This window comes from Pseudomonas paraeruginosa PA7, from assembly GCF_000017205.1.
Lineage (GTDB): Bacteria > Pseudomonadota > Gammaproteobacteria > Pseudomonadales > Pseudomonadaceae > Pseudomonas > Pseudomonas paraeruginosa.
Genome location: NC_009656.1, coordinates 5,542,158 through 5,562,470, shown reverse-complemented (window position 1 = coordinate 5,562,470; position 20,313 = coordinate 5,542,158). Strand labels below are relative to the sequence as shown.

The 20,313-nt window shown below is 66.8% G+C and carries 15 protein-coding genes and 2 pseudogenes; 9 read left to right on the top strand and 8 right to left on the bottom strand.

What is annotated here, in order from left to right; all coding sequences use genetic code 11:
- Positions 1-73: 73 nt before the first annotated feature.
- From PSPA7_RS25750 to mksB, 5 genes and pseudogenes are all read right to left on the bottom strand, one after another.
- Positions 74-1,611: pseudogene (locus PSPA7_RS25750) on the bottom strand (ABC transporter permease).
- A 20-nt stretch (positions 1,612-1,631) separates the two neighbouring features.
- The gene (locus PSPA7_RS25745; RefSeq protein WP_012077449.1) at positions 1,632-2,639 is read right to left on the bottom strand and encodes an iron ABC transporter substrate-binding protein; all 1,008 of its coding nucleotides are present in this window, start codon (positions 2,637-2,639) and stop codon (positions 1,632-1,634) included.
- A gap of 111 nt (positions 2,640-2,750) precedes the next feature.
- Positions 2,751-5,597 carry an Mks condensin complex protein MksF gene (gene mksF, locus PSPA7_RS25740; RefSeq protein WP_012077448.1) on the bottom strand — a complete coding sequence of 949 codons (2,847 nt, stop codon included), beginning with the start codon at positions 5,595-5,597 and terminating at the stop codon, positions 2,751-2,753.
- Positions 5,594-6,289 (bottom strand): Mks condensin complex protein MksE, encoded by a 696-nt coding sequence (gene mksE / locus PSPA7_RS25735; protein ID WP_012077447.1) that lies wholly within the window; start codon positions 6,287-6,289, stop codon positions 5,594-5,596. The genes mksF and mksE overlap by 4 nt, the downstream gene beginning before the upstream one ends.
- Entirely contained in the window at positions 6,279-7,577 is a 1,299-nt protein-coding gene (gene mksB / locus PSPA7_RS25730; RefSeq protein ID WP_012077446.1) for an Mks condensin complex protein MksB, read from the bottom strand. Before mksB ends, mksE begins: the two co-directional genes overlap by 11 nt.
- A gap of 297 nt (positions 7,578-7,874) precedes the next feature.
- Here mksB and PSPA7_RS25725 point away from each other — a divergent pair, with 297 nt between their 5' ends.
- The 8 genes from PSPA7_RS25725 to can all read left to right on the top strand — a co-directional run bounded on the left by PSPA7_RS25725 (position 7,875) and on the right by can (position 14,869).
- Positions 7,875-8,477: a hypothetical protein gene (locus tag PSPA7_RS25725; RefSeq protein ID WP_012077445.1), complete on the top strand. Its 603-nt coding sequence runs from the start codon at positions 7,875-7,877 to the stop codon at positions 8,475-8,477.
- Between the two features lie 202 nt (positions 8,478-8,679).
- On the top strand, positions 8,680-9,726 hold the full coding sequence (locus PSPA7_RS25720; protein ID WP_003149571.1) for a DUF6160 family protein: 1,047 nt from the start codon (positions 8,680-8,682) through the stop codon (positions 9,724-9,726).
- Between the two features lies 1 nt (position 9,727).
- Positions 9,728-10,747: a hypothetical protein gene (locus PSPA7_RS25715; protein ID WP_003149573.1), complete on the top strand. Its 1,020-nt coding sequence runs from the start codon at positions 9,728-9,730 to the stop codon at positions 10,745-10,747.
- Between the two features lie 30 nt (positions 10,748-10,777).
- Positions 10,778-11,314, top strand: coding sequence for a DUF6160 family protein (locus PSPA7_RS25710; RefSeq protein ID WP_012077444.1), 537 nt, complete (start codon positions 10,778-10,780; stop codon positions 11,312-11,314).
- Between the two features lie 127 nt (positions 11,315-11,441).
- Positions 11,442-12,272: an alpha-ketoglutarate decarboxylase gene (locus PSPA7_RS25705; protein ID WP_012077443.1), complete on the top strand. Its 831-nt coding sequence runs from the start codon at positions 11,442-11,444 to the stop codon at positions 12,270-12,272.
- Positions 12,269-12,721: a ribosomal protein S18-alanine N-acetyltransferase gene (gene rimI, locus PSPA7_RS25700; protein WP_012077442.1), complete on the top strand. Its 453-nt coding sequence runs from the start codon at positions 12,269-12,271 to the stop codon at positions 12,719-12,721. Before PSPA7_RS25705 ends, rimI begins: the two co-directional genes overlap by 4 nt.
- A 200-nt stretch (positions 12,722-12,921) precedes the next feature.
- On the top strand, positions 12,922-14,160 hold the full coding sequence (locus PSPA7_RS25695; protein ID WP_012077440.1) for a C69 family dipeptidase: 1,239 nt from the start codon (positions 12,922-12,924) through the stop codon (positions 14,158-14,160).
- A 61-nt stretch (positions 14,161-14,221) separates the two neighbouring features.
- The gene (gene can, locus PSPA7_RS25690) at positions 14,222-14,869 is read left to right on the top strand and encodes a carbonate dehydratase (RefSeq protein ID WP_012077439.1); all 648 of its coding nucleotides are present in this window, start codon (positions 14,222-14,224) and stop codon (positions 14,867-14,869) included.
- A gap of 76 nt (positions 14,870-14,945) precedes the next feature.
- On the opposite strand, the gene PSPA7_RS25685 is transcribed toward can, so the two are convergent.
- The 3 genes from PSPA7_RS25685 to PSPA7_RS25675 form a co-directional block, all read right to left on the bottom strand.
- Positions 14,946-17,174, bottom strand: a complete 2,229-nt coding sequence (locus PSPA7_RS25685; protein WP_041025422.1) for a TonB-dependent receptor — start codon at positions 17,172-17,174, stop codon at positions 14,946-14,948.
- A gap of 191 nt (positions 17,175-17,365) precedes the next feature.
- A complete protein-coding gene (locus tag PSPA7_RS25680; protein WP_012077437.1) occupies positions 17,366-19,225 on the bottom strand; it encodes a DEAD/DEAH box helicase in 1,860 nt (619 codons plus the stop codon).
- A gap of 242 nt (positions 19,226-19,467) precedes the next feature.
- A complete protein-coding gene (locus PSPA7_RS25675) occupies positions 19,468-19,671 on the bottom strand; it encodes a hypothetical protein (RefSeq protein ID WP_012077436.1) in 204 nt (67 codons plus the stop codon).
- Positions 19,672-19,971: 300 nt separating this feature from the next.
- Between PSPA7_RS25675 and PSPA7_RS32760 the strand changes: the two are divergent.
- Positions 19,972-20,289 (top strand): annotated as a pseudogene (locus PSPA7_RS32760) (tyrosine-type recombinase/integrase); the annotation flags it as partial.
- Between the last annotated feature and the right edge of the window lie 24 nt (positions 20,290-20,313).

Genomic DNA, 20,313 nt, shown 5'->3' with positions numbered 1-20,313 from the left:
GGCAAAAAGAAACGCCGCTTACCTGGGTAAGCGGCGTTTTCGTTCATGCATGCCTGCTGGTGGGGAATGGGTGTCAGTGAGCGCTGAGATGCGCCCGGGTGGTCAGCAGGTACACCGGCAAGCCGGAGATCAGGATCAGCAGCGCGGCGTAGGCGCGGCGGCAGCGTACTCCAGGTTGGCGGTGTGCACCCAGACCGAGGTGGCCAGGGTCGACAGCCCGGTGGGGCCGAGCACCAGGGTGGCGGTCAGTTCCTTCATGGTATCGAGGAAGACCAGGACGAAGCCGGCGCCGATGGCCGGCGAGATGATCGGCAGGGTGATGCGCAGGAAGGCCATCAGCGGCGTCTGGCCGAGGGTGCGGGCGGCTTCCTCCAGTTGCGGCGAGGCCTTTTCCAGGGCCACGCGGATCGGCGCCTGGGTCAGCGGCATGAACAGCAGGGCGTAGGCGACCAGCAGCAGGCCGGTGGTCTGGTAGGTGGCCGGCAGGTAGTGCAGCGAGAAATACACCAGCGACAAGGCGATCACCAGGCCCGGCAGCGCCTGCAGGAGGTATGGCAGGCGCTGGGTCCAGCGTGCCAGGGCGCCAGGGTAGCGCACCACCAGGATGCTCACCGGCAACGCCAGCAGGCAACTGAGCAGGGCCCCGCCGAAGGCCAGCGACAGGGAGGAGAGCAGGGTCGAGGCGATTTCCATCAGCGGGAAGCTGGCCGAGGTGCCTTCGTACAGCCAGTAGCCGAGCATCACCAGCGGGATGCCGGTGCCGACGATCACCAGCGCCACCAGCAACGCCTGGAGCGGCCATTTCCCCAGCCCCAGGCGAACCCGCTCGGCCTGTCGCGCGCTGCCCTGGCCGGTGCGCACCAGGCGGCCGCGGCCGCGCATGCGCAACTCCAGCCAGAGCAGCAGGAAGCACAGCGCCAGGAGCACCGAGGAGAGCATCGCCGCGGTGGCGTTGCTGAATTCCAGTTCGAATTCCTGATAGATGGCGGTGGTGAAGGTCTGGTAGCGCAGGATCGACAGCGCGCCGAACTCCACCAGCATGTGCAGCGCCACCAGCAGCCCGGTGGCGGCCAGGGTCGGGCGCAGCAGCGGCAGGGTGACCCGCAGGAATACCTGGCGCCGCGACAGGCCGAGCATCCGCGCCGACTCCTCCAGGGAAGGATCGATGCCGCGCAGGGTCGCCGCCACCGGCAGGTAGACCAGCGGGTACTTGGACATGGTCATGACCAGGATGGCGCCGCCGAGGCCTTCGTACATCGGGCTCAGCGAAACCCAGGTGAAGCTGCTGACGAAGGCCGGGATGGCGAACGGCAGGCACAGCACCACGTTCCAGAAGCGCCGCGCCGGCAGGTCGCTGCGCTCCACGCACCAGGCCAGGGCCAGGCCGAGCAGGGCGCTGAGCAGGGTCACGCCGAACATCAGCCACAGGGTGTTGCCCAGCAAGCGGAATACGTAGGGGCGCCAGAGCAGTTGCCAGGCGCTGTGCCAGCCGGCGTCCCAGGCCTTGGCCGCGACGTAGAGCAGCGGCAGGCTGGCCAGCAGGGCGAGGAGCAGGACCGGCGGGAGCAGCCAGAACGGCGTTCGTCGGCGCGAGCCCGTGCGCAGGGGCACGGGCGTGGAGGCGGCGCCGATCAATTCAGGCCAACGTCGCGTTCGAGACTGAGGGCCTCGCTGGCCTCACCCAGGTCGGCCGGGGTCAGTTTCGGTGGGTCCAGCTCGGCGAACGGCTTCAGCGCCGGATCGGCCTGCATCCCCTTGCGCATCGGGTACTCGGCGGACTGGCTGAGGATCGCCTTCTGGCCTTCCTCGCTGAGCATGAAGGCGACGAACTGCTGGGCTTCCCTGGGGTGCTTGCTGGACTTGAGCACCGCGGCGCCGGAGACGGTCACCAGCGCGCCCGGGTCCTGGTTGCCGAAGTAGTGCAGGCGCGAGTTCAGCTCGCCCTTTTCCTTTTTCAGGGTGTACCAGTAGTAGTTATTGATCAGCGCCATGTCGACCTCGCCGTTCTCCACGGCTTTCATGGCGGTGACGTTGTTGGTGTAGATCGAGCCGAAGGCCTTCAGGCCGGTCAGCCAGTCCTCGGCTTCCTCCTGGCCCTTGAGCTTGATCACCGCGGCGACCTGCTCGAGGAAGGCGCCGCTGGTGGGCACGAAGCCGAAGCGGCCGGACCAGGACGGATCGGAAAGATCCATCAGGCTCTTCGGCAGGTCCTTCTCGTCGATCTTCTTCGGGTTGTAGGCCAGTACCCGGGTGCGGGCGGTAATACCGATCCAGTCGCCGTTGCCGCCGGCGTGCTCCGGCTCGACCAGGGCCAGGGTTTCTGGCTCCAGCCTGGCCAGCAGGCCGGCGCTGGCCAGGCGGATCAACGGTGGCGATTCCTCGGTGTAGAGCACGTCGGCCGGCGAGCGTTCGCCTTCCTCGGTGATCTGGCTGGCGAGCTGGCCATCTCCGCCCTTGCGGATCTTCACCTGGATGCCGGTCTTGTCCTGGAAGGCCTTGGCGATGGCGATACCGGTGGCGGCGTGCTGGCCATTGTAGAGAGTAAGGGTGACGGGATCGGCCGCCGCATTGAGGGAAAGCGAACCGAGCAGGCACGCCAGGGTGGCGTGGCGGAAACGGTTGAGAAGTCGAACAGGCATGGATTCTCCCCGTGGGTTACAAATGCGAATGTAACCAATTATATCTTCGCGGGGGCTCCGGGCCTACCGGAAAAGTCCACGGCCCCGTCGAGCGGGGCCGTGGCAGACGCTTCACGCCGGTTCGCCGGCTTCCTCCGGCTCGCTGGCTGCGCGGGTTTCGCCGCTGGCGGCGGTATCGCGGCGACGGATGTATTTCCAGTCGGCTTCGTCGATATAGATGCCGTTCGGGCCGCTACCGCCTTCCAGGTCGATCGCCACGTGTGCGGAAACCTGTGGCTTCACGCTCGCCAGGATCGGCACGAAGCCCAGTTGCAGGCTGGTCTCCAGCAGTGCGGCCTGGTTGCGTTCGTCGATGTCCGCCGCCTCGTCGAGGTAGTAGGGCAGGCGCACGCGCCCGGCCTGCTCGCGGTCCATCAGGTGCAGCAGCAGGTACATGTTGGTCAGCGCCTTGATGGTCATGGTGGTGCCGTTGGAGGCGGCGCCGTCGATGTCGGTATGCATGATCGGCTGGCCGTTGACCTTGGTGATCTCGAAGGCCAGTTCGAACAGGTCCTTCAGGCCCAACTGGTTGTGGTTGGCGGCGACCAGGCGCGCCAGGTATTCCTTGGCCTCCTCGTTCTTCGCGTCCTGCTCGGCGCTCTGGGTCAGGTCGAACACCGAGAGGTTCTCGCCCTCCTCGTACTGGCCGGCGCTGTGGATGATCTGATCGATGTGCTTGAGCGCATCCTTGTTCGGCGCGAGGACGATGCGGAAGCTCTGCAGGTTGGAGACCTGGCGCTTGTTGATCTCGCGGTTGAACAGGGCCAACTGGTGTTCCAGGTTGTCGTAGTCGCTGCGGATGTTGCGCAGGGTCCGGGCGATGTCGGTGACCGCCGCGCGGCGCGCCTTGGCCAGGGTCAGGGCCTCGTCCTGGCGATGCGCGTAGGCGTTGATCAGCAGCTTCAGGCGGCGTTCGGTGTCGTCCTCGCTGTCGAACTTGGCGACGCCCTTCAGACGCACCTGTGCGTACAGCGCCTCGATCTGCCCGTCGATGCGCTGCAGAGCCTGCCAGGTGTCCTGGTAGTCGTTGAGCAGTGGCAGCAGGTTGTCCAGCGAGTCGTCCACCGGCTCCATGAACGGCGTGCCGAAGGGCAGGTCGGCCGGGAGCAACTGGCGACGGCGCAGGGCATCTTCCAGGGTGCGCTCCTTGGCCTCCAGGTCGCCCAGTTGCCGGGCTACCAGTTGCAGGCGCGCGGAGAGCTGCTGGACGCGCTCGGCGAAGGCGTCGCTGGAGCGCTTGAGTTCGTCCTGGGACGCCTCCAGCTGGGCCAGTTCGGCGAGCTTCCCGGGCTCCTCGGCGGCCAGCGTCTGGGTGCGACGGAAGTCTTCCAGGGCCTTCTGCGCGTCCAGCACGTCCTGGTACAGCTTTTCCGCCTGGGCCTTGCTCGCGGCGCGGTCGGCGGCGACGCTCTGCTGGGTCTTGAGCTGCTTCAGTTCCTTCTCCAGGCGCTCCTTCTGGTCGCGCAGGGCGGCGCGGTCGGCCAGGGCCTGCAATGCCGGCGGCTCGATGTGCGACAGGTCGATGCTCAGGCCCGGGGCCTCGAAATGCTCGCCCTTGAAGTGGTCGAGGATGGCTTCAACACTCTTCACCCAGACGTCGCCGTCATCCAGGTTCACCCCGTTCTCGCCCAGCGGCAGGCTGAACAGCGCGCCGTTGAACAGGCGCATCAGGCGCTCCACGTCCTGCTGGCTGAACTCTTCGCGCAGGCGTGCGTAGCTGTTGTTGTCGGCGTGCTCGAGTTGCTGGCGGACGCTCTTCAGGCGTTTTTCCAGGTCGCGCAGGCGCTCTTCCAGGTCTTCGCTGGAGAACTGCCGCGAATGGGCCAGGGCCCCGGCCAGTTCATCGTGGGCGTCCTTGGCGGCGAGCAGCTGCTGTTCGAGGACCTTGGCGTCGTCGACCAGGGCGAAACGGGTCTTGAGCACCGAAAGCTCGCCGAGCCAGCGCTGGATGCCGGCGATCTCGCGCTCCAGGCGCATCAGCTCCTGGGTGCCGCCGCGCTGTTCGTTCTGCAATCCGTCCTGTTCGGCGCGGTACTGCTCATGCTGGATCAGCAGTTCCTCGCGGCGTGCGCCTGCATAGTCGTGCCAGGTGCCGAGCAGGCTGTCGAGCAGCGGCGAGAGGCGGTGCATCTTGCCGCGCAGCACGTCGCGCTGGGTCACGCCATTGGCCAGGGCTTCCACCAGCGGGCCGGCGGCGACCAGCGCCTGGTAGTCCTGCTCCATCCGCCGCACGTCGCGGAAGGCTTCCTCGCAGGCGGCGATGTAGTCGACGTTGCCTGAGCGCAGGCTGTGCTCGAAGGCGTCGAGGAACAGCTGCTTGAGCTTGGCCGCGGTGATCTCGCGCATGTGCAGCAGGTTGATGAACAGCGAGCGGAAGGTCTTCAGGCTCTGCTCGCTGGTGGAGCGCAGCGGGATCATGGTCAGGTCGAGCGGGATCGAGGTATGCCCGCCGACCAGCAGACGGCGGAGCTCTTCCGGCTTCACCTCGTAGGCCTTGATGCCTTCACGCTCGAGGTTGGCGAACAGCTCGCGCTGGCGCAGGCAGGTGCCGTTCTTCTGGTAGTGGTCCAGGCTCAGCTCGCCGGCGTAGGCGAAGAACTGGTGGCCGAAGCCGCCACCCGGGCCGCGCCCGGCCACGCCGATCACGTGCGGACCGTGGGGCAGCATGAGTTCGAGGAGAATGTAGCTGGTATCCGAGGCGAAGTAGAAGCGCCGCGACTGCTCCATGCTGTACTTGCCGAAGCTCATGTCCGACAGGCGGGCAAGGATCGGGAACTGCAGGGCGTTGATCGAGGCGCTCTTGCCCAGGTTGTTGGCGCCGTAGATCGACAGCGGGTTTTCCAGCGGGAAGATGCCCAGGCTGTAGCCGGCGGTGTTGAGCAGGGCGAAGCGGCGGATGCCGTAGCGGGTCTGGCTCATGCGTCAGCCTCCTGTTGCGCGTGTTCTTCGGCGATGGCGCGGGCGAGGGCGTCTTCCTCGCTCTCTTCGGCCAGTTCTTCGTCGCTGGCCATCAGCGCTTCGATCTCGCCGTCATCGACCAGCACCGGGGTCTGCAACGGCAGGTCGGCATGCAGGCTGGCGGACAGGTTGCGGTCCTGCTGCACCGACAGGCAGACGTCGAGGAAACGGTGCATCGGCGGCATGAAGCGGTACACGCCGTTGTCCTCGGAGGCGAAGCCGAGCTGGGTCAGGCGGCGCATGACTTTCTCTTCCAGTTCTTCCTGGGTCTGCACTTCGGCCTGGAGGAACAGGTCGCGGTATTTCTCCAGCAGCGGCGGCAGTTCCTCGCGACCGATGCTGCCGCCGTCCAGCACGGACAGCGGGTCGCGGCCCTGGTCGGCGAGATGCTCGACGAGGATGAAGGTGAACAGCGCCAGGCGCTGGGCGGTCTTGTTGACCTGGGCGCCGACCTGCTCCGGGACGAAGTAGTAGAAGCCGCGGGTGTCGCAGACCAGTTCGAAGCCCATGGCGCGGAACAGACCGCGGTACTGGTCCTGCTGCGAGGACAGCTGGGTGTACAGCTCCGGGTCGCGGTGGCTGATGTGGTAGCCCTTGAACAGTTCGCGGAAGATCGGCGCGAGCTGGGTCAGTTCGGAGAGGTCAAGATGCATGGGGTTCGCTCGCGGAAAGGGTGTCTGCGTCCCTGGCCTGGCCCTTGTCCTTGGCGGCGGGATTCAGGGCGAAGGAGCAGAGGCTGACGCAATGTTCGGTGGTTTCGTACTCGCGGCGCTGCAGGCGCTCGCGCTGGAAGCGCGCGTCGCGCGACAGCCGAGAGAACCAGTAGAGCAGTTCGTCGGTGGCGCCGTCCGGCTCCTGGGCCAGCAGCCACTGCATGAGGTCCGGCAGCGGCAGCGCCGCCTGGCAGCGCTCGATCATCTCGCGCGCGGTGCGCGGCGGTCGCGCCGGCCCGTTGCTCTTGCGCGGGCCGCTGGACTTGGGGAACTGCGCCGGCTTCGGCTCGAAGCGGGCGAGGGCGAAGACGTAGCTTTCGACTTGCGAGGCGGTGCCGAGGAAGGTGCTCTGCGGCCGGGTGAACAGCGGCATCGCCGCCTGCGGCACGGCGTCCAGGCCCTTGCGCCGGATCGCCGCCAGCGCCAGGGCGGCGCCGCGGGTCACGGCGTTGTGCCGGCGTGCCTCTTCGCGCAGCGGCAGCAGCAGTTCGCGGGCGCGGCGCAGGGTCAGCTGGGCGTTGGTCTGCATTTCCAGGATGCGCGCATGGGTGCGCAGCACCAGGTCGTCGTCGACCAGGTGGCCGAGCCGCTGCTGTTCGCCGAGCAGGCGCAGCAGGACCTGCTCGACCCGCCGCACGCCCTGCTCGAAGGCGCCGTCGGCGCTGACCAGCTGGATCATCGGCTCGACGTACTCGTCCCAGGTCGCCAGGACCTCGGCGTAGCGCTGCGCCAGGGGAATCTGCCGGTCGCTGGTCTTGGCCCGCTCGGCCACGCCGATCAGCGCCTGCTCGTCGTTGCCGAGCTTCTTCAGGACGTCGCGCACGCGCATGTCGAGCAGCCGCAGCTGACGCGCCAGGTCCTGGCTGTCGCGGGTCTCGAAGGCGTCCTGGATATAGCCGGCGAGGCGCTCCAGATGGCGCAGGTAGGCTTCGATCTCCAGGCACAGGCCGAGGCGGTGCTCGTGGCGCAGATAGGCGAGGAAGTCGTGGATCTGCGCGTTCAGCTCGAAACGGTTGGGGCTCTTGGCCACCGGGACCAGGATGTCCAGGCGGATCCACTGGTCGAGCAGGGCGGTGATTTCCGCCGGATTGCTTTCCGGTAACTGGGTGTTCAGCTGGCTGCGCAGCTCCGCCAGGCTCAGGGTGCCGGCATCGAAGCGCTCGCAGAGAGGCTCGAGCAGGGCCCAGTGTTCGGCAAGCGCACGCAGTACGCGTCGGGGGTCGATCATCGGGAGGGCCGGTCCGTGGAAAAAGCACCGATTGTACTGCAAAGGCGCGGCCGACGCAGACGCCGCCGATGAGTGCGCCTGCCGTCGCCGGCGGCTCTGCGCCGCCGCTGGCGGAGGCCCTGCCGGCGACTGCCGGCATGGGTGGCGCCTGGCCATTATTCGGGTGTCGAAAAACGGCAGTTTATGACCGCGCCAGGGTATTCCTGCCCCGCCTGGTCCGGGGAATGGGGCTGCCGGGGGCTGGCACGCTTTCTGCTGAAGCCCCCTGGCCTGTTTATTCCAAATGAATGCCGACTCTTGAACGACGCCGCCTACGCCGAGGCCCGCTGGGCCGAACTGCAGAACCAGGGTGACCTTGCCTGGGACCTGGATGCCATTACCAACCGCAGCGAGGCGATCGCCTTCCTCAAGCGTTTCGAGAACCGCCTGTGCATCTATTCGGCCTACGTCGAGAAGCTCTACAGCAACTACAGCTTCGTGATTCCCGAGAGCGACCATGGCGGCATCACCATCCTGCCCAGCGAGCAGGCCTGGCACGACACCTTCCACGACATCCCGCTGGCCGCGGTGGAACCCACCGGTATCCACATCCTGCCGGGCGAGACCATGGGCTATCGCGGGCTGTACCTGAAGATTCCCGGCGAGCACCGCCTGGTGGCGTCGAAGGAGCTGCCGTTCCAGGAGGGGCTGAAGCTGCTGATCCAGCGCTACCAGGCCCACGACGACGTGTTCCTGCCGATCCTGGTCAAGGGCGACCTGCGCGAGTACGAGGCGCGCATGCCCTCGCTGCATCTGCACCGGATCAATCCCGCCCGTCTCGGCGCTCACTCCATGCTCAGCCTCAACGCCATCAAGGGCGCCATCGCCGACCATCTGATCGGTCTGTTCCGCCAGCAGTGAAGGGCCGGCGTTACCCCGTGTGACGATGGGTAACATCCGCCTCGGCTGGACGACCGCTCGTCCGCCGCGCAGGTCGCGGCGAACGCGTCGTTCGGCGGTTTTTCTCGACTATGGGTCGGCCCCGATTCGCCCGGGGCTTTCTATAGTGACTACAGGTCGCAATGCCTTCGCCGTGGCCACGAGAAGAACAAGAGGTGTGCCCATGTCCCGTCGTCTGCCCTTCCTGCTGCGTTGCGCGCTGTTCTGCGGCGTCGCTCTCCTGGCCACGACCGCCCAGGCGCGGATGGAGTCGCTGGACGACGAGCAGCTTTCCGACGTGGTCGGCCAGGCCTTCATCAACCTGACCACCGACGCCGCCAACGGGCTGAACTTCACCCGCATCAACTTCGGCGCCGACATCGAGACCCAGCTGAACATGAAGAAGCTCCAGCTGGGCCAGTACAACCGCGCCGGCGAGGCCGCCGGCAGCGCCGACATCGCCATCGACAACTTCGCCCTGGGCACGGTCAACGACGCCACCGGGGCGATCAACCCGTTCCTCATCAGCAACCCCTACATCGAGTTCGCCTACGACGGCAACAGGATGGTCGGCATCCGCATCGGTTTCGGCGAGGCCAAGGGCTACCTCTCGGGCGACATCAAGAGCCTGACCGGCAACGTGCCGGTAGACCTGTACGGCACCGGCAGCCAGCTGGGCGGCAGCATTTCCTGCGGCCTGCTGGCCCTCGACTGCCTGGCGGCGAAGACCGCCATCACCCTCACCGGCAGTTCCCAGTACACCGCCCAGGCCGAGCTGGTGAACAGTTCCGGCAACCCGGATCCGATCCGCGCCACCATGATCGGCCTGAAGAACGGCACGGCGCTGGACATGCACGACAGCACCATCATCGGCAGCCTGGTGAACGTCCTGCTGCCGTTCCTGACCTCCAACGACTGCAAGCTGATGGGCGCCCAGACCTGCTTCAACCTCGCCCAGTACCAGTCGTTCCCGATCGGCACCGTGGATCCGAACAATTCGCAGAAATTCATCGACTCGTCGAAAGGCTTCTTCATCTCGATGCAGAGCCAGAACGTCCAGTGGCGCGACCAGCAGGATCCGTCCAAGCTGGTCGCCGCGCTGGCCGGCGCCTTCCTCAACATGTCGCGCAACGCCGATGGAACGGCACCGATCAAGGTCGACTTCGGGCAGGCCTTCAATGGCATCCCACGGCAGGACACTTGCCTGGGCGGCCTCAACAAGGGCTGCTGAGATGAGCCGCGCCTATCTGCTCGCGGCCCTGCTGGCCGCACCCTTCGCCCATGCCGAGATGACCGCCCTCGACGACGAGCAACTGTCGGACGTGCAGGGCGCCGGCATCGGCTTCGTCCTCGACAACGCCATGCTCGACGGCAACAAGGCCACCGTCGCGATCAACGGCGTGACCAACACCAGCACCGGGCAGAACGTGCCGATCACGGTGAAGGAGCTGTACCTCGCCGCCACCGGCAGCGACAAGGGCAGCGCCCTGGCGCCGGTGACCCTGGGTCGTCTCAATTTCCCGTTCAAGCTGAACCTGGCCAAGGGCTCGGTACTGACCACCCAGCTCGACGACGGCCGGCTGGTCAGTACCCTGCCGGACAACGCGGACGTGATCGAGCTGGCCTTTCCCAGCCTGGTCAACGGCGCCGGCGGCCAGCCGTGCATCGCCGGCTACGCAGGGGCCGGCAGCAACTGCTCGAGCCGCGCCGGCGAGAAGGTCGACGCCGGCATCCGCTTCGACTTCGGCGTCACCTCCACGCGCACCGACGTGCTCAACCTGGATTTCTCCGAACTGGCGATGGACGGCTCCTACCTGCGCTTCTGGGGCGCCAACGCGCGCAGCCAGTTGGTCGGCGAGATGCGCCTGAACCTCTACGCCAAGACCTTCGAGATCATGTCCTGCGGCGCCGGTTCGCCCAGTTGCGTCAGCGCCGCCGAGCAGGCCGCGCGCACCGTCTACCTGACCAATGCCTACGCCAGCGTCGCGCTGGGCTACGGGAAGTCGCAGCCGTTGCTGTTCTCGGTCACCGCCGACGGCAACTTCACCTTCGAATTGCCCAAGCTGACCCTGGCCAACGCCGCCGACTTCTACGCCAACGCACCGCGCACCAGCCTGGTGATCGAGAACCTCAATATCGGTGGCACCCGGCCGGGCTACGGGCAGGTGCCCACCGGCGGCTACGACATGGGCCGCAACGAGATTTCCGGGCTCAGCTTCAACTACCTGAAGGTGACGTCGCACAACCTCTGAGGTGGCGGCGCGAAACGAGGCACACAGCACATGGCCAGGCAGACTCATCCACAGGCAGGCGGCATCGGCATCCTCGCGGCGCTGACGCTGCTGTTCAGCGCCTCGGCCGGGGCCGAGCTGCGCTCGCTGGGCGATAGCGACCTGGGCGACGTGGTCGGCCAGGCCGGGATCAGCATCAGCGCCTCGCTCAATCTCCAGGAAAATCCTTCGCAGACCCGCTGCGCCGGCGGCTGCGGCGCGCGCCTGGCGATCCAGCCGGCCGGCAGCGGCAACAACTACCTGGTGATCGACGACATCAGCGGCAAGTTCAGCTTCGACGAAGTGACCCTCGATGTGGTGACCATCAAGGACGGCTTCGGCGGCGACGGCGCCGCCTTCAACCGCCCCGTGCTGCGCGTCGGCCTGAAGGACACCAGCTTCCAGGACCTGCGCTTCACCATCGCCGGCGCCAACAAGGCGCGCGGCACCGACCCCGGGCTGGTGCAGACCAACCTGGTCAGCGCGCGCATCGACGGCACCCTGAAGCTGCAGGGCAACGTCAACATCTTCACCGTCGCCCCGCGCTGAGCGACGAACCGTCGCCCGACGGGACAAAGCCGCTCCGCCGAGGTCGAAGAACCGTTATCATGGCCAGCCTGAACGCCGGGGGATGCCAGCATCTCCCGCGCATCGCCTATTTGCCGGTGCCCGAGACTTGATCGAAGAACAGCGTCGCCGCGCCTTCCTGGGCGCGATGCAGATAACCAGCTGGCTGCCCCGCCAGCCGTTGCCGTTCGCCGCGCCGTCGCGGCTGGAACTGCTGGAGACTCCATCGCGGGAGGAGCCGGTGGTGTCCGCGCGTGCCGCGGTCGACCTGCCACAGGCCCGCGTGCCGCAGGCCGAAGCGCCGACCGCCGCTGCGAGCGTGGCGCCCGTCGTGCCGGCGGAGGGCCGGGGGATTCCGATCAGCCTGCCGAAGCCGGGCGCCCCGGCGGCGAAGAAGGCCGAGCCGCTCGCGCCGGTGGAGGAAGCCCCGGCCGAGCCGCCGGTCGTCCAGGCGCCGCCGCCGCGTTTCGCTCTGCAACTGTTGCAGGCCGGGTCCTGCGCCCTGCTGGTCGAACTGCCCACCGGCGAGCCCTTCGCCAGCCGCGATCCGGGCTACCTGCTGCTGCGCGACCTGCTGCGCGCCGCCGGCCTGCCGGACAGCCCGCGGCTGATCGGCGAACCGGTGCGCTGGCCGCTGCTGGCGCGCGGCAATCTCGACCAGGGCCCGCAGGCGGCCCTGGAGTTCGTCCAGAGCTTCGTCGCCGCGCGCCTGGAAGAGGGCGAGCGCAGCCGCTGCCTGTGGCTGGTCGGCCTGCCGGCGATCCGCTTCGCTGGCGAGGGCGACGAGGGCAGCCTGTTCCGCGAGCTACAGGTGGAGGGCCTGGGCGCCGCCTGGGCGGTTCCGGGCCTGGAAACCCTCATGGAAGAGCCCGCCCTCAAGGGCGAGCTATGGCGCGCCATGCGTCGTGTCCGTCAGCGCTGGTCGAGCGAGATTCAATGAGCGATGCGATTTCCTTCCGCCCGATGACCGAGGCGGACCTCGATGCCGTGCTGAAAATCGAATACGCCGCCTTCAGCCATCCCTGGACCCGCGGCATCTTCAGCGAAGGCCTGAAGAACTATCGTTGCTGGCTGATGTTCGAAGGCAGCCAGCAGGTCGGTCACGGGGTCATCCAGATCATCCTCGACGAGGCGCACCTGCTGAACATCACGGTGAAGCCGGAGAGCCAGGGTCGTGGCCTCGGCCTACGCCTGCTCGAGCACCTGATGCGCGAGGCAGCCGGACACCAGGCCCGCGAATGCTTCCTCGAAGTGCGTGCCTCCAACCAGGCCGCCTACCGCCTCTACGAGCGCTACGGCTTCAACGAGATCGGCCGCCGCCGCGACTACTACCCGGCGGTCGGCGGGCGCGAGGACGCCCTGGTGATGGCCTGTACCCTGCTCGATTGAGCCATGCTCCGCTGCGCTACCGGCAACTAGCTATCACATGGGGTAGCTAGCTGGCCTTCTGGCACCGTCGTACCCTTACCAGCGTTCCGATTCTCGCCTGCATGCCGCAGGCAGGTCCCTTCACGTGGCAGCCCTTCGCGGGAGTGCGAAGTCAGGTCGACAGTGGCCGGTGGCAGGATGCGCAGACTGGAGCTTCCCCCATGTGCGACACCCTGATCCTTCGCCACCAGGGCCAGACCTGGTTCGCCAAGAACAGCGATCGCGAGCCCGCCGAACCGCAGCGCCTGTTGCGCCTGCCGGCGGTGCGCAACGATCCGGAAGCGCGCCTGCGCACCACTTACCTCGACATTCCCCAGGTCGCCCGGCGGCATGCGCTGGTGATCAGCCAGCCGAGCTGGATCTGGGGCGCGGAGATGGGCGTCAACGAACACGGCGTGGCGATCGGCAACGAAGCGGTGTTCACCAGGCTGACCCGCCAGCGCGGCGCCGCGCTGCTCGGCATGGACCTGCTGCGCCTGGGCCTGGAGCGCGGTGCCAGCGCCCGTGAGGCGCTGGAGGTGATCACCGGCTTGCTGCAGCGCTACGGCCAGGGCGGCCCGGCCGGCTACCGCGACAAGCGCTTGCGCTACGACAACAGCTTCCTCATCGCCGACCCCGGCGAGGCCTGGGTACTGGAAACCGCCGGCAACCTGTGGGCGGCGAAGAAGGTCGAGCGCTGGGCCATCTCCAACGCCCTGACCCTTGGCCACGAGTTCGACCTGTGCAGCCGCGACCTCGAAGACCAGGCGCGCCGCCAGGGCTGCTGGGACGGCCGCGGCGACTTCCACTTCGCGCGGGTCTTCGACACCCGCCTGCTGCCCTGGGTCGGCGGCGCGCACCAGCGCTGCCGGGTCAACCAGCGCTTCCTCGACAGCCTGCCCGGCGAGCCGGACTGGCATGCGCTGTTCGCCGCGCTGCGCCACCACGGCTCGCGCGGCGATCATTTCAGTCGCCACAACAATCGCCAGGTGTGCATGCACGCCGGCGGTTTCTGGCGGCCCTCGCAGACCACCGCCAGCCTGGTCGCCCGCTTGCGCGACGACGGCCCGCTGCTGGCCGCCAGCGGTACTTCGGCGCCGTGCCTGGGACTGTTCCAGCCGCTGTCCTTCGATCCGGCCTCCGGCGCCGCCGTGCTCAGCCAGCCGCGCGACGCGGTGCAGGACTCGCCCTGGTGGCGCTTCGAGGCGGTGCATCGCCGCGCGCTCCGCGACCGCGCCTTCCGCCAGGCCTTGCGCAGCGGCCGCGACTGGCTGGAGCGGGAGCTCTTCGCCGGCCTCGAGCGGCCTGACTGGCAGCGCCTGGCCGAGGACGCCGCCGCCTGGCACGCCAGTTGGCAGGAACAGGCCGCCGCGCAGCCGCTGGCGCAACCGCGCTGGTGGCGCAGCCACGCCGCGTTGTGACGCTTGTCAAACGGGCGCCGCCTTCCGTAAGGTGCTGCACCGGTCAAACGAGGGGCATGCCATGAGCGACTTGCAGCAACTGTTCGAGAACAACGTCCGCTGGGCCGAAGCGATCAAGCAGGAAGACCCGGACTTCTTCGCCAAGCTGGCCCGCCAGCAGACCCCCGAATACCTCTGGATAGGCTGCTCCGACGCGCGGGTGCCGGCCAACGAGATCGTCGGCATGCTGCCCGGCGACCTGTTCGTCCACCGCAACGTCGCCAACGTCGTGCTGCACACCGATCTCAACTGCCTGTCGGTGATCCAGTTCGCCGTCGACGTGCTCAAGGTCAAGCACATCCTGGTCACCGGTCACTATGGCTGCGGCGGCGTGCGCGCCTCCCTGCACAACGACCAGCTAGGCCTGATCGACGGCTGGCTGCGCAGCATCCGCGACCTCGCCTACGAGTACCGCGAGCATCTGGAACAGTTGCCTACCGAGGAGGAACGCGTCGACCGCCTCTGCGAGCTCAACGTGATCCAGCAGGTGGCCAACGTCAGCCATACCAGCATCGTCCAGAATGCCTGGCACCGTGGCCAGCCGCTATCCGTGCACGGCTGCATCTACGGGATCAAGGATGGCCTGTGGAAGAACCTCAACGTCACGGTCAGCGGCCTCGACCAGTTGCCGCCGCAGTATCGCTTGAGTCCGCTGGGAAGTTGCTGCTGAGAGGCGCGGCGGTGCCAGCCATGGTCCCCGCCTCGCTCCGATCGGCCCCCTCTCCCTTCGGGGAGAGGGGAGAGCTTCAGAACTCCACGCTATACGTCAGGCTGTAGGTGCGTCCCCGCCCCTTGTAATCGAACAGCCCCGCTGGCGCGAGTCCGCCGTAGTAGACCTGGGCGCGCTGTCCCCAGACCGTGGTGTAGTCCTTGTCCAGCAGGTTCTGGATACCCGCGGTGAGGCTGCCCACCGGCAGCGCCTGGGTGCCGAGCAGGTCGAACAGCGCGTAGCCGTCGATCTTGTTGCCCGCCTCGTCGTTCAGGTTGAAGGTGCGCACGCCCTGCAGGCGCAGGCTGCGCTGGTCGTCCTTCCAGCCGACGAAGGCGCCGGCCTTGGACGGGCTGGCCGAGGTCACGTCCTGCTTCAGCCAGCGGCCATCGACTTTCTCCTGGGAGCGGATGGCCAGGCCGTTGACGCCGACCTGCCAGTGATCGTCCAGCCAGTAGGTGGCCTGGCCCTCGAAGCCATAGTTGCGCTTCTTGGTGTCCTGCTGCAGCACCGCCAGGGTCTTCGAGTCGTACTTGATGCTCTTGTCCGACCAGGAATAGAACGCCGCCACCTGGGTATCCAGCGCACCGTCGGTGTGCCGCCAGCCCAGCTCGACCTGCTTGGTCTTGATCCCGTCCAGCGGCGAATCGTTCACGCTCACGCCCTGCAGCAGCGGGTAGTGGCCGTTGCCGTCGGCTGCGCCGTAGCGCCCGAAGCCGTAGTACTTGGCCGGGTCCGGCAGCTCGAAGCCTTCGCTGTAGTTGGCCCAGACCTGTTGTTGCTGGTTCAGCTTGTAGATGGCGCCGACGTTGACCAGGTTGACGTCGTAGTCCTTGCTCCCGCCCGGAACCGCGTCGGCGGTCTTGCCGAGGCCGTTGGCGATGAGGATCTGCTGGTTCGCCGCGACGAAGTCGCTGACGTCGGTGCTCATCGACTGGCGCCGCACGCCGGCGCTCAGGGTCAGGTCGTCGGTGGCCTTCCAACTGCCCTGGAGGAAGAACGCGCGGCTGTCGGTATCGATGTCCGGGTAGCGGCCCAGCTTGGCCTGCTCGCTGGCGACCAGCCCGCCGCTGGCGGCGGCGAGCGGCAGGTTGAAGAGCATCTGGTCGGAGGTGAACTTCTCCCGGTCCAGGTCCACCCCGTAGGTCAGGCTGACACGCTCCCAGGTCTTCACCAGGGCCAGTTTCATCCCATAGTAGTCGGTGTCCTGCTGCGAGGCCGAGTAGTAGGAGGTGCCGTAGTTGATCGCGCCGCTATTGTTGTAACGGATGGTGGGGAAGGGGTTGAAGGCCATCTTCTCGTTGCGGTAGTAGGCCTGCAGGTAGAGGTCGTGGCCCAGCACTTCCGGCGCGTGGTAGGTGGCGTTGAACTGGTGGCGCTTGCTCTCCGGCTCGCGGTCGAGGTCGACGCCGCCCTTGATCGAATAGGGCGCCCGTCCGCGCAGGGCGTCGAAGTTGCGCCCGAGATCGAGGCCGCGGTCGCCATCGTAGCCGGAGTCGTAGTACTGCAGGCCGAGATCGAGGCTGTGGCCATTGGCGAAAGTGAAGCCGAGGCTGCCCATCAGATCCACCGACCTGTTGTATTGCAGGTCGGTCTGGGTGATGTCGGTCAGCACCTGGTCGCCATTGCCGTCGTAGGCCGCGCCGTTCTTCTGGTAGGCGATGGCCAGGCGGCCGTTGAACAGATCATTGCCGCCGCTGATCGACTGCGCCGCGCGCAGGTCGTGGTCCTCGTGGCTCTGGAAGCCGCTGCGGGCGCCCAGTTCGGTGTTGAAGCGGGTGTCGCCGCCGACGCCCTTCCTGGTCACGATATTGATGATTCCGCCGGTGGCGCCGCCGCCATAGACCGCGCTGGCGCCGGACATCACCTCGATGCGCTCGATGTTGAACGGATCGATGGAGTCGAACTGCCGGCTGATGCCACGCGAACTGTTCAGCGACACGCCGTCGATCATTACCAGCACGCTGCGCCCGCGCAGGTTCTGGCCGTTGTTGGTGCGGCCCTGCGAGCCGATGTCCAGGCCCGGGATCAATTGCCCCAGCGCCTCTTTCAGCGGCACGCCGGCCTGGGTCTGCTGGTCCAGTTGCTCGCGCTCGATCACCCAGACCGTGCCGGGTAACTCGCTGATGCTGGTCGGCGCGCGCGAACCGATCACCACCATCTGCTGCTCCACCGGATCGGCGGCCAGCGTGGGAGCGGAAAACGAAGCGAACAGGGAGAGGGAAAGCGCCAGGGGAGCCGGGCGCGAAGGAATGGAGCGGGGCATGAGGGGTGTCCGATTTGCTGTTGTTTTGTCGACGGCAAAGCTAAACAAATTGATAATTATTATCAAATGATAAGAACTGTTTCAGCGACCCTTGCCTGGTAGCCAAACAAGACGGCATTCCTGACGATGGTTCGGAAACGAGGGGCAGAAAGAGGCCGGCGACTGGACCAGTCGCGAGCCCGCCTACCCCCTCAGGCAAGCACTCCCCGCGCGACCCCTATCGCCTCTGCAACCCTCCCGGTGAATCCGGTGCCTTCCCTATAGGTCATCACCAAACGGTCGATCGCCCGCGTCATCGCCACGTAGAGCAGGCGCGCCTCGTCGCTTTCGTCTTCGTTCGTCCTGGGCATCTCGTGCAGACCTGGAATCAGCACCAGGCCGAACTCCAGCCCCTTGCTGGAATGCATGCTGACCAGCTTCACCGAATCGCTGGCGCCGTAGAGGCTGGCGCGGCCCTGGGTGGAGAGGCCGGAGGCGCAGGGAATGCCGGCCTCCTGCAGGGCGCGCTCGGCGCGTTGGCCCTGGGCGTGGTGGCGATAGACGATGGCGATGTCGCTGAGCGCGCGGCCGTGGGCCTGGGCGTCGCGGATGCGTTCGACCAGGCACTGCCATTCCTTGCGTTCGCTGGCGCAGTGGATCAGTTCCGGGAAGGCGCCGCGGCGGCCGGCGCTTTCCGGGGCCAGGGTGGGAACGCCATCGTCGCTGTCCTCGCGAGCGGCGAGCAGGTCGTGGGCGAAGGCGCGGGCTACGCTGAGCACCTCCAGGGTGTTGCGGTAGTTGGTCCGCAGGATGGTGGTGCGGCCCTGGGCGCGGATGCCGACGCTGGCGAAGCTGAAGTCCAGGCGCCTGCCGCCCTTCGGCCGGTAGATCGACTGGGCGTCGTCGTAGAGCACCAGCAGCGAGCCGCTGTCGCCGTCGACCATGCGCACGGCCAGGCGGAACCAGTCGGGCTGGAAGTCGTGGCCTTCGTCGATGAGCACCGCCGCGTAGCGTGCGCCGGGAATGCGTCCGTCGTTCGCGCCGTCGACGGCCTGGCGGACCATGGTTTCCATCTTCTCGTTGACCGAGAGCGTCGCTCCGGGCAGCTCGAGACCGTGCTCGACCAGCAATTCCCGGCACCAGGCATGGAAGCTGCGCACCTTTACCTTGTCACCCAGGCCGCGCTCGACCATCAGCTGGTTGAGGCGCCCGGCCAGCGAGCGGTTGTAGCAGAGCACCAGGATCGGCTTGCTCGCCAGCGCCGCCAGGTGCTTGCAGCGGTAGGCCAGGATCATGGTCTTGCCGCTGCCGGCGACGCCGTGGATCACCCGGTGACCGTCGCCGAGGGAGCGGGCCAGTTGTTCCTGCTGCAGGTCCATGACCTTGATCAGGCTCGGCAGAGGCGCCTCGCTGGCGCTGAACAGGCCGAACTGCCCGGACTGCTGGCTGACCCGTACCTCGGGAAACAAGTGGTAGCGCACCCGGTCCAGCTGCTCCGGCGACAGCTGGCAGTGGAAGGGGTAGGGAAACAGGTCCCACAGGCGCTGCTGGAAGGCCTCGCTGTCTACCGACTCGGTCATTTCGTCCTGGAAGATCACCTTGTGCGGGTCGAGTACTTCGTGCAGGTCGGTCTGTTCGAACTGGCTGCGGGTAACGTTGCTGAGCACCACGCCGAAGCCGAAGGGCATCACCAGCTGGCCCGGCCGCGCGGCGCTCTCCGGCTGCTTCAGGGCGGCGTCCTTGCGCAGGGTCTTCACCACCTCGAAGGTATACTCGCGCGCCTGCTCCAGCGGATGCTTGTGGGTCCGCTCGCCAGCGCCGTCGCGGATCCGCGCCTGCGCCTTGTCCATGAAGGTGATCCGCTCCAGGCTCCAGTCCTTGACCTCCAGCACCAGCATGCCGCGCTGCGGATGGACCAGGATCACGTCGGGATGCAGGGCGTTGTCGCCGACCGGGACGTTGAACCAGCATAGGTAGTCGTCGTCGAGTTTCTTTTCCAGGCGTTCGGCGAGGCGCCGTTCGCCGGGGCTGTCGAAGCGACAGGCGTTGCGGGCGGGGAAGAACTGGGCCATGTCGATGCCTATCCTTGGCGTGCGTCGGGCACGGGTGAAGCGGGAACGGCGCCCTGGTCCGACCGCGCTCGCCGTGGCAACGAGCGCGAAGGAAAGCCCGGAGCGGAGCCCCGGACTCGAAAAGGCGCAAATACTGGCAGAGGGCTATTGATGCACAGATCGCCAAGCCTTTCCAGGCTCAGCGGGCGAGGTGTCGGATCCAGATCAGGTAGTTGGCGCACCGGCCTCGACGTGCTAGCCGCTCAGATCGCATCCGAGTCGACCCGCGCCCTCAGCGATGCCGGTGCACGCACGCAGACTTCGGTGACCTGGCTGTCGTTCGGCCTGAAGATCAGCTCGATACCTTCGTCGCGCAACTGCTGGAGCAACGTGTGTTCGTCACCGTCGCTGGCTAGCTTGAGGGTGACGATGTCACCTTCCCTGCGTTTCCAGATATGCACCTGCATGGGGACTTCTCCCTTGGGCTGACGGAAACACCCATTACTTCACAGGGGAAAGGGGGACGTCAGTCAGGGAATTCTGATTTTTGCAGAGGTGGATATTCCCAAGTTTTCCGGGAAGAGGGAGCGGGATCTACCGGCGTCCCTGGCCCTGTTTCATGGGGTTTATGGATCGTCCCGGGACTGGAGTCGGCACAGGCCAAAGAAAAAGGGTTTGGCTTGCGCTAACCCTTGAAGAACATGCCGGCTACACCGGGGCTTGAACCTGGGGCATCAGCATTATGAGTCACTACAAGCCACCTGCTGATCCCAGGTGAGTTGGAGAGGCTGACATTCAAGGTGGCTGCCTGGGTCTGGACGCCTGTTCAGGTCCTGCCGCGCCGCGTTCCGCTGCGCCTATCAGCGTTGCGGGTTCCAGACGCCGGGCCAGATGACCCATATCCTCCGCCATACCTTCGCCAGCCACTACATGATGGGGGAGGGGACATCCTGGCTCTACAGCGGATCCTCGGCCACTCCTCGATCACCATGACGATGCGGTATGCGCACCTATCGCCGGAGCACTTGGAATCGGCGATGCGCTTTTCTCCGATTACTCAATCTGGCTACAAATTGACCACATGAGGATCTGTGGTAATCTGTAGTGAA

Coding starts and splice junctions, on each gene's coding strand:
- mksF (WP_012077448.1), bottom strand. CDS start 5,597: ATGAGCCAGACCCGCTACGGCATCCGCCGCTTCGCCCTGCTCAACACC.
- PSPA7_RS25680 (WP_012077437.1), bottom strand. CDS start 19,225: ATGGCCCAGTTCTTCCCCGCCCGCAACGCCTGTCGCTTCGACAGCCCC.
- PSPA7_RS25710 (WP_012077444.1), top strand. CDS start 10,778: ATGGCCAGGCAGACTCATCCACAGGCAGGCGGCATCGGCATCCTCGCG.
- PSPA7_RS25720 (WP_003149571.1), top strand. CDS start 8,680: ATGTCCCGTCGTCTGCCCTTCCTGCTGCGTTGCGCGCTGTTCTGCGGC.
- can (WP_012077439.1), top strand. CDS start 14,222: ATGAGCGACTTGCAGCAACTGTTCGAGAACAACGTCCGCTGGGCCGAA.
- PSPA7_RS25685 (WP_041025422.1), bottom strand. CDS start 17,174: ATGCCCCGCTCCATTCCTTCGCGCCCGGCTCCCCTGGCGCTTTCCCTC.
- mksE (WP_012077447.1), bottom strand. CDS start 6,289: ATGCATCTTGACCTCTCCGAACTGACCCAGCTCGCGCCGATCTTCCGC.
- mksB (WP_012077446.1), bottom strand. CDS start 7,577: ATGATCGACCCCCGACGCGTACTGCGTGCGCTTGCCGAACACTGGGCC.
- PSPA7_RS25745 (WP_012077449.1), bottom strand. CDS start 2,639: ATGCCTGTTCGACTTCTCAACCGTTTCCGCCACGCCACCCTGGCGTGC.
- rimI (WP_012077442.1), top strand. CDS start 12,269: ATGAGCGATGCGATTTCCTTCCGCCCGATGACCGAGGCGGACCTCGAT.
- PSPA7_RS25695 (WP_012077440.1), top strand. CDS start 12,922: ATGTGCGACACCCTGATCCTTCGCCACCAGGGCCAGACCTGGTTCGCC.
- PSPA7_RS25675 (WP_012077436.1), bottom strand. CDS start 19,671: ATGCAGGTGCATATCTGGAAACGCAGGGAAGGTGACATCGTCACCCTC.
- PSPA7_RS25715 (WP_003149573.1), top strand. CDS start 9,728: ATGAGCCGCGCCTATCTGCTCGCGGCCCTGCTGGCCGCACCCTTCGCC.